This window comes from Sphingomonas sp. Leaf62 (assembly GCF_001421915.1).
GTDB lineage: Bacteria > Pseudomonadota > Alphaproteobacteria > Sphingomonadales > Sphingomonadaceae > Sphingomonas.
Window position 1 is genome coordinate 103,974 of record NZ_LMLN01000029.1, and the last position, 15,749, is coordinate 119,722.

General features: G+C 66.7%; 16 protein-coding genes. 7 read left to right on the forward strand and 9 right to left on the reverse strand.

What is annotated here, in order from left to right; genetic code table 11:
- The first annotated feature begins 74 nt into the window (after positions 1 to 74).
- Positions 75 to 1,190, forward strand: coding sequence for an ROK family transcriptional regulator (locus ASE91_RS14810; protein ID WP_235530507.1), 1,116 nt, complete (start codon positions 75 to 77; stop codon positions 1,188 to 1,190).
- Here ASE91_RS14810 and ASE91_RS14815 read toward each other — a convergent pair.
- The 3 genes from ASE91_RS14815 to ASE91_RS14825 form a co-directional block, all read right to left on the reverse strand.
- The gene (locus tag ASE91_RS14815; protein WP_056627404.1) at positions 1,117 to 2,355 is read right to left on the reverse strand and encodes an MFS transporter; all 1,239 of its coding nucleotides are present in this window, start codon (positions 2,353 to 2,355) and stop codon (positions 1,117 to 1,119) included. The genes ASE91_RS14810 and ASE91_RS14815 overlap by 74 nt on opposite strands.
- 289 nt (positions 2,356 to 2,644) lie before the next feature.
- A complete protein-coding gene (locus ASE91_RS14820; RefSeq protein ID WP_056002684.1) occupies positions 2,645 to 2,830 on the reverse strand; it encodes a hypothetical protein in 186 nt (61 codons plus the stop codon).
- A gap of 26 nt (positions 2,831 to 2,856) precedes the next feature.
- Entirely contained in the window at positions 2,857 to 3,792 is a 936-nt protein-coding gene (locus ASE91_RS14825; protein ID WP_056627407.1) for an alpha/beta hydrolase, read from the reverse strand.
- A gap of 97 nt (positions 3,793 to 3,889) precedes the next feature.
- On the opposite strand from ASE91_RS14825, the gene ASE91_RS14830 reads away from it, so the two are divergent.
- Positions 3,890 to 4,777: a LysR family transcriptional regulator gene (locus ASE91_RS14830; protein ID WP_056627409.1), complete on the forward strand. Its 888-nt coding sequence runs from the start codon at positions 3,890 to 3,892 to the stop codon at positions 4,775 to 4,777.
- Between the two features lie 281 nt (positions 4,778 to 5,058).
- On the opposite strand, the gene rpsD is transcribed toward ASE91_RS14830, so the two are convergent.
- Positions 5,059 to 5,670: a 30S ribosomal protein S4 gene (rpsD, locus tag ASE91_RS14835; RefSeq protein ID WP_056398950.1), complete on the reverse strand. Its 612-nt coding sequence runs from the start codon at positions 5,668 to 5,670 to the stop codon at positions 5,059 to 5,061.
- Between the two features lie 198 nt (positions 5,671 to 5,868).
- Between rpsD and ASE91_RS14840 the strand changes: the two genes are divergently transcribed.
- Positions 5,869 to 6,174 (forward strand): chorismate mutase, encoded by a 306-nt coding sequence (locus ASE91_RS14840; RefSeq protein ID WP_056627412.1) that lies wholly within the window; start codon positions 5,869 to 5,871, stop codon positions 6,172 to 6,174.
- A 406-nt stretch (positions 6,175 to 6,580) separates the two neighbouring features.
- Here the strand turns inward: ASE91_RS14840 and ASE91_RS14845 are convergent, their stop codons facing one another.
- Positions 6,581 to 8,371, reverse strand: coding sequence for an IlvD/Edd family dehydratase (locus ASE91_RS14845; RefSeq protein WP_156357868.1), 1,791 nt, complete (start codon positions 8,369 to 8,371; stop codon positions 6,581 to 6,583).
- A 239-nt stretch (positions 8,372 to 8,610) separates the two neighbouring features.
- On the opposite strand from ASE91_RS14845, the gene ASE91_RS14850 reads away from it, so the two are divergent.
- Together ASE91_RS14850 and araD1 are read left to right on the forward strand one after the other, a co-directional pair.
- Positions 8,611 to 9,930: a sugar MFS transporter gene (locus tag ASE91_RS14850; RefSeq protein ID WP_056002699.1), complete on the forward strand. Its 1,320-nt coding sequence runs from the start codon at positions 8,611 to 8,613 to the stop codon at positions 9,928 to 9,930.
- A gap of 10 nt (positions 9,931 to 9,940) precedes the next feature.
- Positions 9,941 to 10,927 carry an AraD1 family protein gene (gene araD1 / locus ASE91_RS14855; RefSeq protein WP_056627415.1) on the forward strand — a complete coding sequence of 329 codons (987 nt, stop codon included), beginning with the start codon at positions 9,941 to 9,943 and terminating at the stop codon, positions 10,925 to 10,927.
- Between the two features lie 274 nt (positions 10,928 to 11,201).
- Here araD1 and ASE91_RS14860 read toward each other — a convergent pair whose 3' ends face one another.
- Positions 11,202 to 11,657 carry an NUDIX domain-containing protein gene (locus ASE91_RS14860; protein ID WP_056002705.1) on the reverse strand — a complete coding sequence of 152 codons (456 nt, stop codon included), beginning with the start codon at positions 11,655 to 11,657 and terminating at the stop codon, positions 11,202 to 11,204.
- An 85-nt stretch (positions 11,658 to 11,742) separates the two neighbouring features.
- On the opposite strand from ASE91_RS14860, the gene ASE91_RS14865 reads away from it, so the two are divergent.
- Both ASE91_RS14865 and ASE91_RS14870 read left to right on the forward strand, forming a co-directional pair.
- The gene (locus tag ASE91_RS14865) at positions 11,743 to 12,333 is read left to right on the forward strand and encodes an alpha-ketoglutarate-dependent dioxygenase AlkB (protein ID WP_056627418.1); all 591 of its coding nucleotides are present in this window, start codon (positions 11,743 to 11,745) and stop codon (positions 12,331 to 12,333) included.
- Complete coding sequence (locus ASE91_RS14870; RefSeq protein ID WP_235530508.1) at positions 12,326 to 12,712, forward strand: HIRAN domain-containing protein; 387 nt, start codon at positions 12,326 to 12,328, stop codon at positions 12,710 to 12,712. Before ASE91_RS14865 ends, ASE91_RS14870 begins: the two co-directional genes overlap by 8 nt.
- Positions 12,713 to 12,733: 21 nt before the next feature.
- Here ASE91_RS14870 and ASE91_RS14875 read toward each other — a convergent pair whose 3' ends face one another.
- The 3 genes from ASE91_RS14875 to lysA are packed head-to-tail and all read right to left on the reverse strand — an operon-like array spanning position 12,734 to position 15,701.
- A complete protein-coding gene (locus tag ASE91_RS14875; protein ID WP_056627421.1) occupies positions 12,734 to 13,687 on the reverse strand; it encodes a zinc transporter ZntB in 954 nt (317 codons plus the stop codon).
- A complete protein-coding gene (locus ASE91_RS14880) occupies positions 13,684 to 14,439 on the reverse strand; it encodes a precorrin-2 dehydrogenase/sirohydrochlorin ferrochelatase family protein (RefSeq protein ID WP_056627424.1) in 756 nt (251 codons plus the stop codon). The genes ASE91_RS14875 and ASE91_RS14880 overlap by 4 nt, the downstream gene beginning before the upstream one ends.
- On the reverse strand, positions 14,436 to 15,701 hold the full coding sequence (lysA, locus tag ASE91_RS14885) for a diaminopimelate decarboxylase (protein ID WP_056627427.1): 1,266 nt from the start codon (positions 15,699 to 15,701) through the stop codon (positions 14,436 to 14,438). Before lysA ends, ASE91_RS14880 begins: the two co-directional genes overlap by 4 nt.
- Positions 15,702 to 15,749: the final 48 nt, after the last annotated feature.

A 15,749-nucleotide genomic window follows, 5' to 3' on the forward strand; every position in this document is an offset into this window, starting at 1 on the left:
AATTTGACAGTGCGGCGAAACTGGCGGATTTTCGTCGCGGTCGTTAGCGACGGCACATGATGAAGAGGCGTTTCATGAAAGCGGCAGGCGTTTCCGCGCGCGCGCGCACCGTGCTCGCCGCGATCAGACGGCATGGCAGCGTCTCGCGTGCGGTCCTGATCCGCGAGACGGGTCTTTCCGGCACGGCGATATTCCGCGCGACGGAGGAACTGGAGATTGCCGGACTGGCCCGTGCCGGCGAAACCGTCGCGGCAGGGCGGGGACAACCCAGCAATATCATCCATATCGTACCGGACGCCGCCTTTGCCCTCGGCCTGTCGGTGATGACCGATCGCGCCGATGTCGTCCTGCTCGACCTGGCGGGATGCGTTCGGGCACGCGCCGAGATCACGATGCCGGGAATGCCCCGCGCGGCCCTGCTGGACGCCGCAGCGGCGTTCGGGACCGAAGCGCTGTCTTCGCTGGGCATCGAACCATCCCGGCTGAACGGCCTCGGCATCGCCGTCGCGGGTTTTTTCGTCGGACCCGACATGGTCAATCCGTCCGGGGAACTGGAGGATTGGGCACTGGTCGATCTGCGCGCGGACGCATCGCGCAGGCTCGCCTTGCCCGTCGTGGTGGAGAATATCGCCAGCGCCGCGGCTTTGGGTGAACGGATGCTCGGCGTCGGCTCCCGCTATGGCAGTTCCTGCTACATCAACGTCGCGTCGGGCTTCGGCGCCGGGATCATCGTCGACGGCATGCTGATGCGCGGGCGACACGGCAATGCGGGAGAAATCGCGGGCCTCTTTCCGATGGCGGGGCGGGTTACGCCCAATCTCGCCACGTTGCGTGCCTGTCTGGCCGACCACGCCGTGCCGACCGCAGGGATCGCCGACATGGTCGCACGGTTCGATCCGGCATGGCCCGGCGTCGAAGCCTGGCTGGCCGAGCATCAGCCGAGCTTTTCCTATCTGTTCGGGGTGCTTCGCCGCACGCTGGATTGCGAGGCCATGATCCTGGGCGGCCGTCTGCCGCGCGTGCTCGCGCGTCGGATCGTCGATGCCGTGGAATGGCCGGAAACGACGCTGACCGACCGGCGCGCGACACGCGCGCCGATGACGCTGCTCGATGTCGCTAGCTTGGAACCCGATCTGGCCGGACCGTTGGGTGCGGCGTCGCTCGTCTTTCATCGCACGCTGTTCGATTGAATGCGTATGCCAGCGCGAGCGCCGTCGCTCCGATCGCTCCGATCGCGCCGACCATCAGCAGCGACGGCACGGACCACGGATCGGCCAGCGTATCGCGATAGGGGGAGGCCGCCAGCACCTGGCTGAGCAGCAACAGGGCCGCAGCCTGTGCGCATTTCGATACGCCGGTAAAAACACCGACATAGACGGTGGCTCGTCCCGTTGCCGCGTGGTTCATCATCGCCGACCACAGCACCAGCCATAATCCGCCGGTTCCCATGCCGAACCCCATGCCTGCCGTGACCGCGCCGGGCGATGTCGCCTGCAGAAGGCCGGCGGCTGCCAGCCCCAGAAGCGACGCGGCAATCATCAGAATGCTGGTAACGCCGATCCTGTGCCGCCCGGCGAACCAAAGCATCTGGCTGACCAGTCCGCCGACCGCTGCCCAGAGCAGCAGCCCCACGCCATTGCCGGCAAAGGCCGCATGATAGGGCTCCAGCGTGCGAAAGATCGCGGTGCCCGTCATCATCACGGTGAGCGCCGCGAGGATCACGACGAATGGCAACCTCTGCATGGAATGCGCTTCCGATGCCGCCGAAGCGCCGGCACCGGTCATTCCCGTACGCCGCAACAGCCATGCGGTGCCGCAGGCGAGTATCGAGAGGCATCCTGCCCAGACGATCCAGACAGAAGCGCCGCGACCTTCGATCAGGAGCGGCGCGGCAAGCCCTCCCACGGCAAGAGCTGCAAGTCCCGACGCGATGTTGCGTCTGGCGAGCAATGCGCATCGCGCATCATCGGTGAGAGCGGCAAGCGCGACCACGGCGTTCTGGGGTACGTCGATGCTGGGATAGCTGGCTCGAAAAGCCACCAGCATCGCGAGAGCCCAGGCCAGTCGGAAACCGGGCGCGATCAACGGCGTCGCGCAGAACAGCAGGAAGAACAGGCAGGTCACCGGCGCACCCCACGCCTGAAGACGCAAGGCTTCGACGGTACTGACCACCCTCGTACGCCACCGCAGGCCGAGCGCGGCATCGATTGCGCCGTTGAGGGCGAGCGACCCGGCCATGATCGAGCCCATCGATCTGGCACCAAGTCCGCAAGCCTCGGTCAGGAAGAAGGCGAACAACAACGTGCTGGCGTGCCATAGCTGGCTCTTGGCGAAATGAGCGAGCAGGTAAGGCATCGTCGACGCTGCCAGCCATCGTCGCGGTCGACCCTTCGGGCTGTGGGCTACCATCCTCTCTTGCGCAGTCCCATCGACGGAGCGAGGGCAACAGCACCCCCGTCACCGGACCCTAGCGCACATCTGTGCCCCTTTTGTGTAACGCCCCCCATTCCAGCAGGCGAACTCTAAGCCGTCCGGACGCCAGCGCAGGTCGGAGCGGATCGCCGCCATGATGCGGTAGACCCGCTTGTCGTTTTCGAGGTCGGCGCGAGCGTGCAGCCGGCAAGCGTCCCGCGAGCGCACCGTGTCAGGCGGGGCGGCAGTTCCAGGTCGGCAAGTCAGCGACCCGGCGAGCCGGATAGTCGGCGATCGTGCTGATGGTGTCGGCCCGCCGGACCTCGGCGTCGTTGAGCGTGGCGGTTTCCACGTGGCTGTCGATGCTGGCGGCAAGATGACCGGCATCGCCGGAGCCGGCGAACGGCGCGCTATGCATGATCCATGCGTAGCGCGCCTGCCTACCTATTTTGCCAAAGCCGTCGTGACGGCTTGATCGAGGAATGCTGCCGCGTTCGCAATTGCCTCCCGCCCTTCGGCCAGTTCGGCGTGGAACATGTGCCAGACGTGGAACATGCCCGGCCATATTTCCAGCGAGACGCATACGCGGTTCTCGCCCAGATGCGCGGCAAGGCGGATGGCGTCGCTCAGCATCAGTTCGCCCTCCCCGATCTGTACGATGATGGGCGGCAGGCCACGGACATCGGCGAAGACCGGCGACGCTTCGGGGCTGTTGGGCAGTGCGTCGCCCAGAAACGTCCGGGCCATCAGATCGAGGCCCGCCTTCGTGTTGAGCTTGTCCAGTCCCTCGCGGTTGAACATCGAAGCGCCGGTATGCTCGAGATTCGCCCATGGCGAGAGCGCCGCTCCGCCGGCTGGCAGCGGTACGCCGGCATTGCGCGCCATGACCATCACCGATACGACCATCGCTCCACCTGCGGAGTCCCCGGCGAATGTTACCGATTTCGGGTTCTGCCCCTGATCGATGAGCCAGCGGTAGGCGGCGAACGTATCCTCGATCGGAACGGGGAAGGCGTGTTCCGGCGCCAGTCGGTAGTCCGGCAGGTAGACGCGCACCTTCATCGCCTTTGCGAACGCGGCAGCCAGCCCGTGATACCCGCCCGGCCCGCCGACGATGTACGCACCACCGTGGATATAGAAAAGCACGCCGTCGCGCTCGACGTTTTCCGGTGTGATGAGCGTTGCGGGTACGCCACCCATATCGATCTGCTCGATCCGTACGTCGGCCGGGGTCGGGTGCTCGGCCATCTTGCGGACATAGGACTGGCGGATTTCGTCGATCGTCACGTCGGTGTTTTCGCCGAGGATGACGGGACCAAGGTCCCGCAGGCTTTCGGCCCATTGCTGGAGGCGGTGCGTCACAATGTCGTTGAACGCCATTTCACTTGCTCCTGATGTCGTAGATTTGTTCAGATCATCGATATAGTCCATTCATTGGCGAGCGCGCGTCGACACTGCGGAGGAACAGGGGCGTCTGATGGCACCGGGCAATATCAACGATATCGTCGCCTTCGTGGCAGCAGCCGAAGCCGGAAGCTTTGTAGGAGCAGCACGCGCGCGCTCGATGACGCGATCGGGCATTGCCAAGAGCGTCGCCCGCCTGGAGGATCGATTGGGCGTGCGGCTATTCCACCGGACGACACGCAGCCTCGGCCTGACCGACGACGGTCGCCTTTTCCTCGATCGCTGCACGCAGATCCTTGCCGACCTCGAAGAAGCGGAATTGTCGATGTCGGATGGCGGCGGCGAGCCGCAGGGTCTGTTCCGGATGACCGCGCCGATGACGTTCGGACGTCTCATGGTCCTGCCGCTGCTCAACGATTTTATCGCGTCGTGGCCAAGGCTCAAGGCGGACGTGAGCTTTACGGACCGGGTGAGCGACATCATCGAAGACGGAATCGATCTTGCGATCCGAATTGGCGAAACCCGCGATAACAGCAGCCTCATCATCCGGACGCTGACCCATCAGCATGACGTGGTCGTCGCGAGCCCCACCTATCTGTCGACCCATCCGGCACCGCAGCATCCCGACGATCTGTCCGGCCACACCTGCCTGAATTACGTGAGTGCCGGCCAAAAGCGCGCCTGGCGTTTCGTTGTCGAAGGCGGGATCGTTCAGGTGAAACCGCACGCACGCCTCTCGCTCGACAGCGGGGAAGCGCTACGCGACGTGGCAGTGTCGGGTGCGGGATTGGCGTTCCTGCCGAGCTACCTCGTCGACCGCGATCTGGCCGATGGCCGTCTGGTCACGCTGTTGGCGGACTATGCCGCCGCCCCGGTGCCGATCAGCATCATCTACCCGAGTCGTCGCTACCTCGCCCCGAAAGTTCGCCGCTTCATCGATCTGCTGACGCGAACCATCTGATCCCCGGCGTCGTCCGCGTTCGGACTGGCAATCTGTCAGCGCGAAGCGTTCCGCTATCGAGTGGCCTTCGGCATTCTCGGATCTCCGTCCTCTTCAACAACGGCCATCGGGTTCCTCGGTCATCGGCGGGCCGCAGGTACGAAAAGGGCGGCTCCTTGCGGAGCCGCCCTTTCGTTTCTGTCAGCGCCGCGGGCCAAGCCCGCGTCGTCGGTCGCTGCTGTAGCAGCGCCGGCCGCTCGCGCTGGGTGAGAGCTTGCCGGCAGCTTCGCTGCCGTCTTGCATCAGCGCGAGTAGAACTCGACCACGAGGTTCGGTTCCATCTTCACCGGATAGGGCACTTCGTCCAGCGTCGGAACGCGGGTGAAGGTGACCTTGGTCCCTTCGGCACCGATGTACTCGGGGATGTCACGCTCGGCGAGGGTCTGCGCTTCGAGGACCAGCGCCATTTCCTGCGCCTTGGTGCCCAGCGAGATTTCGTCGCCGACATAGCAGCGACGCGACGCGATGTTGCACTTCACGCCGTTGACGCGGACGTGGCCGTGGCTGACCAGCTGACGCGCGGCCCAGACGGTCGGCGCGAACTTGGCGCGGTACACGATCATGTCGAGGCGCTGTTCGAGCAGGCCGATCAGGTTCTGACCGGTGTCGCCCTTCATGCGCGACGCTTCTTCGTAGGTGCGCTTGAACTGCTTTTCGGTGACGTCGCCGTAATAGCCCTTCAGCTTCTGCTTGGCGCGCAGCTGGGTGCCGAAGTCCGACATCTTGCCCTTGCGGCGCTGACCGTGCTGGCCGGGGCCGTATTCACGCTTGTTGACCGGGCTCTTGGGACGACCCCAGATATTCTCGCCAAGACGGCGATCGAGCTTGTACTTGGCGCTGGAGCGCTTCGACATCGTAAATCCAATGCAATTGCAGTAACGTTTGACCATCCACGCGGACGATCGCGGCTCCCGGTATTCGCCGCCGGCCTTGCGACCGGGGCCACCGCTTCACCGGGAATGCGGGGCCGAATTGCGAAGGGGCGCGCCTAGCCGGATGCCCCGACGGAGTCAAGCTGGACAAGCCGCAGCGCAGCCGCCACAGCGCGGGGCATGACGATCCTGCCCGGCCCCGACTGCACCACCATGACCGACGTCCGTGCCGGCGTCGATCAGGTCGACCGCGAACTGGTCGCGCTGCTGGCGCGGCGCTTTGCCTATATGGACGCCGCCGCCCGCATCAAGCCGGGCCGCGAAGCGGTGCGTGACGAGGCGCGCAAGGCACAGGTGATCGCGAACGCGCGGGCGGCGGCGGCGGAGGCCGGCGTGCCCGATGCGGTGGTCGCCGATCTGTGGGAGCGGCTGGTCGAGGCGTCGATCGGGTATGAGCTGGCGCGGTTCGACGCTACGCGGGGGTAAGGCGGCGGTAGGTTGCTGCGTCACGGGCTGCATTGGCCAGTAACCGTTCGTCCCGAGTAGCCCCTTCGACTGCCTGCCTGCGGCAGTCGCTCAGGACAGGCATTGAGCCTGTCGAAATGGCGTATCGAAGGACCCGTGGCACAAGTGCTTCGATACGGGTCTTCGACTTCGCTCAGCCCCTACTCAGCACGAACGGTCTTGTTTGAAACCGGCCGTTTTGATTGCCGCCCTGGACCCCTGCCGGCGCGGGGGTCCGTGGAATCTGATCCATCCATATCGAATCGGACGTCATCCCAGCGAAGGCTGGGATCTCCCGGTGACAGTATTCGGCAGGAGCCGCTGGAGACCCCAGCCTTTGCCGGGGTGACGTTTCCCGTCGGATGGATCAGCGTCCGGGGGTTTTGTCTCAGTGGTTGTCGCGCGGCAGGCCGCGGGTCTGGGCGATCTGCTGATACGCCTCCGCCCCTTCGAGGATCGCGCCGGTCGACATCTGGCCGACGACCGAGCGCTGGATTTCCTGCCACGGGGTCTGCGAGGCCGGATATTGATAACCACCGGCCGCTTCGAGCTCGCGGCGGCGTGCGGCCAGTTCCTCGTCCGCCAGCAACACGTCGGCGCGGCCCTTGCCCAGATCAATGCGGACGCGGTCGCCGGTGCGCAGCAGCGCCAAGCCGCCGCCCGCCGCCGCTTCGGGCGAGGCGTTGAGGATCGAGGGCGATCCCGACGTGCCCGACTGACGTCCGTCGCCGATGCACGGCAGCGCGCTGATGCCCTCGGTGATGAGGTAGGCGGGCGGGCGCATGTTGACGACCTCGGCGGCACCCGGATAACCGATCGGCCCCGCGCCACGCATGAACATCAGCGTTTCGGGGGTGATGCCGAGCGACGGATCGTCGATACGGTGGTGATAATCCTCGGGGCCATCGAACACGACCGCCGGCCCTTCGAACGCTTCGGGATCGTTCGGGTTGGACAGATAGCGTTCGCGGAATTCGGGACCGATCACGCTGGTCTTCATGACCGCCGCGTCAAACAGATTGCCCTTCAGCACGATGAAGCCGGCTTCTTCCTTGAGCGGCTGGCCGAACGGCCGGATGACCTTTTCGTCCTCGATCGTCGCGTCGCGGCAATTGTCGCCGATCGATTTGCCGTTCACGGTCAGCGCGTCCTCGGCGATCAGGCCCGCACCCATCAGTTCGCGCACGACCGCCGGCACGCCGCCCGCGCGGTAATAATCCTCGCCCAGATATTCGCCGGCGGGTTGCAGGTTGACCAGCAACGGGACCTTGTGGCCCTGTTCCTGCCAATCCTCGATCGGCAGGTCGACACCGATATGGCGGGCGATCGCCGCCAGATGGATCGGGGCGTTGGTCGAACCGCCGATCGCCGAATTGACCTTGATCGCGTTGTGGAACGCGTCCTTGGTCAGGATCTGCGAGGGTTTCAGGTCCTCGCGAACCATGTCGACGATGCGCAGGCCGGTGCGGTACGCGATTTCCTGCCGGTCGCGATACGGCGCGGGGATCGCGGCGGAACCGGGTAGCTGCATCCCGAGCGCCTCGGCCAGCGAGTTCATCGTCGTCGCCGTGCCCATCGTGTTGCAATAGCCGGTCGAGGGCGCGGAGGACGAGACGAGGCGGATGAATTCCTTGTTGTCGATCTCACCGGCGGCCAGCAGCTGGCGCGCCTTCCACACGATCGTCCCCGATCCGGTGCGCTCGCCCTTGTGCCAGCCGTTGAGCATCGGGCCGACCGACAGCGCGATGGCGGGGATGTTGACGGTCGCGGCGGCCATCAGGCACGCCGGCGTCGTCTTGTCGCACCCGATCGTCAGCACCACGCCGTCGAGCGGATAGCCGTACAGCACCTCGACCAGACCCAGATAGGCGAGGTTGCGGTCGAGCCCGGCCGTCGGGCGCTTGCCGGTTTCCTGGATCGGATGGACCGGGAATTCGAGGACGATGCCGCCCGCCTCGCGAATACCTTCGCGCAGCCGCTCGGCCAGCACGAGGTGGTGGCGGTTGCAGGGGCTGAGGTCGCTGCCGGTCTGGGCGATGCCGATGATCGGCCTGCCGGACTGCAGTTCTTCCTGGCTCAGGCCGAAGTTCAGATAGCGCTCGATATAGAGCGCCGTCATGTCGATGTTGTCGGGATTGTCGAACCAGGCGCGGCTACGCAGGGGGGGCATGTCGTTCATGGAAATTCCGGTGCAGCAAGTGGACGGACGAACAAGGGCAATCGGGGGGCAGGCAACGCGGACGACCGAGCCGGGTGCGTGCAGGTGAGTCGGACGCTGCCCGTCTTCACCCTGCTTCCTCCCCGTATCAAGCGCCGTTGACGCCATGCGTTGGCGCATATAGTCAGACAAAATCGAATTGGGCAAGCGATGCGACGGACCAAACCGTCCCGCCAGCCGTAAAATGGGAGAAGACGAGGATGCCGGCCCCAATATCCGCGCGCCAGGGCGCGGTGCCACAAGGCGCGTCGGGCGCCAGTTACGCGCCCGCACTGACGCTGCTGGCCAGCCTGTTCTTCATGTGGGGGTTCATCACCGTCATCAACAACACGCTGCTGCCGCATCTGCGCAGCGTGTTCGACCTGAACTATACCCAGACGACGCTGATCGAAAGCGTGTGGTTCATCGCCTATTTCTTCGCCTCGATCCCCTCGGCCAAGCTGATCGAGCGAATCGGGTATCAGAAGTCGCTGGTCATCGGGTTGCTGGTGATGGCGGCCGGGGCGCTGGGCATGGTGCTCGCCGCCAGCCTGCCCTCCTATGGCGTGACGCTTATCATGCTGTTCGTGATCGCCAGCGGCATCACGCTGCTGCAGGTCGCGGCCAACCCCTATGTCGCGGTGATCGGTCCCTCGGCCACCGCGTCGTCACGGCTCAACCTAGTGCAGGCGATGAACTCGGCGGGCACGATGCTCGCGCCGCTGTTCGGTGCGTATCTGATCCTCGGCCGGTCGAAAGGCGGCACGTCGGAGGCGGGCACGGTGCTGACCCAGGCCGAACGGCTGGCCGACGCGCAGTCGGTGATCCTGCCCTATGTGCTGGTCGCGATCGTGCTGGTCGTGCTGGCGGTCATCATCGCCCGCTTCCCGCTGCCGGCGATGGGATCGTCGACCAGTCGCGTGGCGAAGGAGGAACGCAAGAAGCATTCGCTGTGGAACCACCGCAATCTGGTGTTCGGCGTGCCCGCGATCTTCATCTACCTGATCGCCGAGATCGGCGTCGCCAACCTGTTCGTGAACTTCGTCAGCCAGCCCGACATCGCCAACGTCACCAACGAACTGGCCGGGCGCTACCTGACCTTCCTGTGGGGCGGCATGATGGTCGGCCGGTTCGTCGGCAGCTTCGTGATGCAGAAGGTCGATGCGGGCAAGGTGCTGGCATTCTTCTCGATCGGCGCGTTCGTGGTGATGCTCGGCGCGACGTTCCTGTCGGGACCGGCCGCGATGTGGTCGCTGATCCTCGTCGGGCTGTTCCATTCGATCATGTTCCCGACGATCTTCACGCTGGGCATCAAGGGTCTGGGGCCGCTGACCGAGGAAGGGTCGGGGCTGCTCATCATGGCGATCGCCGGCGGTGCGCTGGTGGTGGTGCAGGGCTGGCTGGCCGACCGGTACGGCCTGCAATGGTCGTTCCTGCTGACCGCCGCCTGCGAACTGTACATCTTGTTCTATGCGGTTTGGGGATCGAAGGTGACCAACCCGATCGACGACGTCCCCGCCGACACCGACGTCTTTGCATAAGGAAACTTCGATGACTCTCCGTCTGTTGCAGCGCGTCGCCCCGTCGCGCGCCGTGATCGCCGCGACCGAAACGGCTGCGCACATCGTCCCCGGCGTCGACAGCGTCCGCGCGCTGGCGCTGCGCGCGATCGATGCCGGCCACAGCATCGCCGACGAGGTCGCGGCGCTGGGGCAGGGCGAGGCGGTCGATATCGCCGCGCTGCTCGATGCCGGTGCGATCGGATCGCCGATCGACCATGAGGACCCGGCGCACGTCATCATGACCGGTACCGGCCTCACCCATCTCGGATCGGCCGAGGGCCGCGACAAGATGCACCGCGCCGCCGCCGAAGCCGCGACCCAGACCGATTCGATGCGGATGTTCCTCGAAGGGGTCGAGGGCGGCAAGCCGGCCGAGGGGCAGGTCGGGCAGCAGCCCGAATGGTTCTACAAGGGCGATGGCGGGCAGATGGTCGCGCCGGGCGGCGACTTCACCATGCCGCATTTCGCGCAGGACGGCGGCGAGGAGCCGGAGCTGGCGGGCATCTATGTGATTGGTTCGGACGGCACGCCGCACCGCATCGGCCTCGCGCTCGCCAACGAATTTTCGGACCATGTGACCGAACGGCACAATTATCTGTGGCTGGCGCACAGCAAGCTGCGGCAGGCATCGGTCGGCCCCGAACTGCTGGTCGGCACGCCGCCCGAGCATATCGAGGGGGCCAGCCGCATCGTCCGGAATGGCGAGACGATCTGGGAAAAGCCGTTCCTGTCGGGCGAGGCGAATATGTCGCACAGCCTGTCGAACCTTGAACATCATCATTTCAAATACGTGCTGTTCCGCCGCCCCGGCGACATCCACGTCCATTTCTTCGGCACGGCGACGCTGTCCTTCTCGGACGGGGTGCGGACCGAGGAAGGCGACGTGTTCGAGATCGAGGCCGCGCCGTTCACGTTGCCGCTGCGCAACCGGCTGACGCGCTCGACGGAAGAGAGTGTGGCGGTGAAGTTGCTCTGATAGTCTCGCCGTTCCGGTGATCTCATCGTCATCCCGGCGCAGGCCGGGATATCGAAAGATGCGCGAACTGACGGCATCCATGGATCCCGGCCTGCGCCGGGATGACGGTTGGGGATTGGTGTGATGCTACGTCGCCCCTTCGTCATTCCCGCGAAGGCGGGAATCCATATCCGCCAACGATCTTGCCTGAGCCGCAACCTTTGGCGTGTATGGCCTCCCGCCTGCGCTGGAATGACGAAGGTACGGGCACGAACCTGCGTTGGAACCGAACGGCCTACTCCAGCAACGGTTCGATTCGGTCGAGCAGCGGCAGCTGGCTCTTCAGCATCAGCGTGCGGGCCTCGGCGACCGGCATCCACCGCGCCGCGTCGACTTCCGGAAAGCTGCGGCGACGGCCGCTGCGGGGGGGCCATTCGATTTCGAACAGGATGCTGGTGATCGCCCCGGTATCGACATCTTGTTCGGCGGCGAAGGCCGATACCGACTTGCCGCCCGCCTGTCGCACCATGCCGAGCGGTTCGAGCGGGCCAGTGACGGTGACGCCCAGTTCCTCGGCCACTTCGCGGCGTGCGGCGTCCTCGACCGCTTCGTCGGGTTCGATCTGCCCCTTGGGAATCTGCCACGCGCCGACATGCCGTCGCGCCCAGAACGGGCCACCGGGATGGACGAGCAGCACCGCCGGCCGGGGCGTTCGACGATAGAGCAGGATGCCGGCGCTATGCTGTGGCATGAAGGAGTCCCCGATTTTTCGGGCGATCGTGACCGTCGCCCTTGGTTGATGGACAGACGCCGCCGACCCATGTTGCGTTCCATCGATGCCGCAACTCGACCTCTTCGCCGCCGAACCGGTGCTGCCCGGGCTGACCCATCGGCCCGGACTGGTGGCGGACGACGAATTGCCGGTGCTGGCGGCGGCGATCGATACCGCGCCGCTCGTCCCCTTCCGGTTCCAGCAATGGACCGGGCTGCGGCGGACGGTGTCCTATGGCTGGCATTATGATTTCGAGCAGGGCCGCGTGGGGCGCGCCGAGCCGATGCCCGACTGGCTGCTGGCGGTGCGCGCGCGGGCGGCGGCGTTCGCCGGGCTACGTCCCGACGCGCTGGTGCAGGCGCTGCTGATCCGGTACGATCCGGGTGCCGGCATCGGCTGGCATCGCGACCGGCCGGTGTTCGAACATGTCGTCGGCCTGTCGATCGGTGCGCCCGCGACGCTGCGCTTCCGACGGCGGCGCGAGGGTGGGTTCGACCGGTTCGCGCTGCCGCTGGTCGCGGGCGGCGCCTATCACCTGACCGGAGAGGCGCGCTGGGACTGGGAACATGGTATCGCCCCGATGGCCGAACCGCGCTGGTCGATCACCTTTCGCAGCCTGACCGAACGGTTTGCACGGAGCTTGCGCGATGCGTGAGTTGAGCCTGCATGTCGTCGGGGCCGACCATCCCAATCGCGGCGGCGGCAACCGCCGGTTCGAGATACTGCTGTGCGCGCCGGGGGAGGCGGTGACGCTGGTCCCCGAACCGCGCAATCCGGTCGACCCGCATGCGGTAATGGTGCTGAGCGCGCGCGGGGTCCAGATCGGCTATCTGACGGCCGACCGCGCGGCATGGATCGTCGGCATGTTGCGCAGCGGACGGGACGTCGCGGCGATCTTTCAACAGGTGACCGCGATGGGCGCGGCAATCCGGATCGCGTTCGATGGCGCGGTGCCGACGCTGCCCCGGCCGGTAGTGGTACAGGCCGATTCCGACCCCGATTTCTGGCCGGACGACCTTCCCCCCGACGATTGAGGGCGATGCGGGCCTGCTTCGCTACCGCGCGATCCAGTGCCTACGCGCGAACCATGCGACGATCACGCCGCTCATGACGACGCACAGCCCGACCACGCCGGCAAAGGCCCATGGTTCGTCGGCAAAGGGAATGCCCTTCACATTCATGCCGAGCAGACCGGTCAGGAAGGTCAGCGGCAGGAAGACCATCGCCGCGATCGCAATCTGCAACGATCGCTGGTCCAACTGTTCGGCGCGCAGGTCAGTCAGCGTCTCATGGATCAGCGCGGCGCGTTCGCGGATCGAATCGACTTCCTCGGCCATGCGGGCGGCGCGGTCGGCGGCGGCGGCGAGGTGCAGGCGGTCGTCCTGTTGCAGCCAGTCGCCCTGCAACTGGCCGAGTTTTTCGAGTGCCGAGCGCTGCGGCACGAGGAATCGGCGATAACCGATCGCGCGGACGCGGGTATGGGTCACCGCGCGCCGCTGTTCGAAGATGCGGGTCGGGTCGAGCGCCTCTTCGCATTCGTCGAGCGTGTCGCCCAGATCGGCGATCAACGGATCGAGCTGTTCGGTGATCGCGCTGGCAAAGGCGACGATCAGGTCGCCGGGATCGGCGACGCCGCCACCTTCGACCCGGTCGACCACCGTATGGAAGGCGGTCAGCCGGCGGCGCGTGACCGAATGGACCCGCCCGGCGCTGGCATAGAGCCGGACCGAGGCGAGCGGATCGGCGCTGCTCAGCACGTCGTCGGACAGGCCGCGCAGGTTGACGAACGCCCCCTTGCCGATCGCGTCGCAGCGCGGTCGCGTCTCGACGGCGGTCAGCGGCTCGATGACATATTCGGGCAAATGGGCATGGTCGCGCAGCCACAGCGCGACCTGATCGCCTTCGCCGTGCAGGTGGATCCACGTGAAGCCGCCCGTCGTATCGATTGCCGTCAGCGGGTCGACCGGCGTCGCCTTGCCCCCCTCGATATGCCATGCCGAGCACGTCATGCGAGATCGATCGTCAGGCCGGGCAGCGGCTCGGCGGGCACGGGTTCCATGATCCGCACGGCATCGGCGCGCGCACGGTCGAGGATCGCCGCCGGCACGTGCGGCGCGTGATGGATGCGGTCGGCCTGTCCCAGCCAGCGGGCCTCGCGCAGCGTCAGGTCGTCGGGATCGGCGGACCGCAGCCGGATCACCGCGACCCGGCCGGCGACCGCTGCGACCCCGTCCAGCCACCGCGCGACCGCATCGTCGGCATGCGGCACCATCGGGTCGAGCGGTCCGCCCGCCGCGATCGCCGCACCGATTGCGCGGCGGCGGTCGCCGCCATCGGGAAAGCGGATACGCAACGCCGCGCGCGCCGCGCCCAGCCCCTCGGCCAGCCGCCCGACCCCGGCGGGCAGGATCGCCTCCAGCCGCTGGCGGATCGCCGCTGCCAGCCCCGCCGACACGCCGCCGGTCGAGATCGCGATCAGGATCGGCGACCGGTCGACGATCGCGGGCAGGGTGAAGTCGCAATCGGCGGGCCGGTCGACGGCGTTGACGAGGATGCCGCGCGCCTTCAGCCCGTCGATCGCCGTGCGCGCCTCGGCATCGTCCTCGACCGCGACCACCGCGATGCGGGCGTGGGCGTCGTCGGCGACGACGGTCAGCCCGCTGCGTTCGAGCAGGCGGCGCTTGGCATCGGCCGGCTCGCCCTCCCCGACAAGGATGACACGCCGCCCGGCGGTGCGCAGCAGGATCGGCAGCCCGTTCACAGCCAGGGCGGCAGGCGATCGGCCTCGGCCAGTGCCGCGATCGGCGGGCGTTCGCGCACGACCGCGAACCGGTCGCCCGCCACCAGCACCTCGGGCACCAGCGCGCGCGAATTGTAGGTGGAGGCCATGGTCGCGCCATACGCGCCGGCGGTCATGAACGCGACCAGATCGTCGGCGGCGACCACATCCATCTCACGACCCAGCGCGAAGGTGTCGCCGGTCTCGCACACCGGGCCGACGATGTTGGTCACGGCACGTTCCCCGGTCGGGCGGACGGCACGGATGTCGTGATAGGCGTCGTACAGGCTGGGGCGCAGCAGGTCGTTCATCGCCGCGTCGACGACGACGAACGGCGCGGTCGCCCCCTGCTTCACGCGGATGACGCGCGACACCAGCACCCCAGCATTGGCAACGATCAACCGACCGGGTTCGAACATCAGCCGTGCGTCCCAGCCGGCGGTCGCGCGGGCGACCATCGCGCCATAGTCGGCCGGGCTGGGCGGCAACGGCCGAACCGGGTCATAGGGTACGCCCAGTCCACCGCCCAGATCGGCATGGGTGATCGTGTGACCGGCGGCGCGCAGTTCGGCGATCAGCGCACCGACCCGGTCGAACGCCTCTGCCAGCGGCACGAGATCGGTGAGCTGGCTGCCGATATGCACCGCGACGCCGCGCACCTGAATACCGGGCAGCGCTGCGGCATGGGCATAGGCGGCGGGGGCGGCATGGTAATCGATGCCGAACTTGTTCTCCTTGCCGCCCGTCGAAATCTTCGCATGGGTGCCGGCGACGACGTCGGGGTTCACCCGGATCGCGATCCGCGCGACCGTGCCGAGGCGGGTGGCGACCGCCGACAGCATGTCGAGTTCGGGTTCCGATTCGACGTTGAACTGGCCGATGCCCGCATTCAGCCCCTGCGCCATTTCGTCGGCGGTCTTGCCGACGCCCGAGAATACGATCTTGTCCGGGTCCATGCCGGCGTCGAGCGCGCGGTACAGCTCACCGCCCGACACGACATCGGCCCCCATGCCGGCGCGGGCGAGCGTCGCCAATACCGCCTTGTTCGGATTGGCCTTTACCGCGAACGCGACCAGCGGTTCGCCGGTGCCGAGCCCGGCCACCGCATCGCGAAACACGCGGACATGCCGTTCGAGCGTCGCGGTCGAATAGACATAGACGGGGGTCCCGACCGCATCGGCGATGGCGGGCAGGCTGACATCCTCGGCATGGAGCGTGCCGTTGCGAAGCGTGAAACAGTCCATGCGCCAGCCTTTAGAACGGCGCGGGCGCAATGAGAATGGCCGAACGTG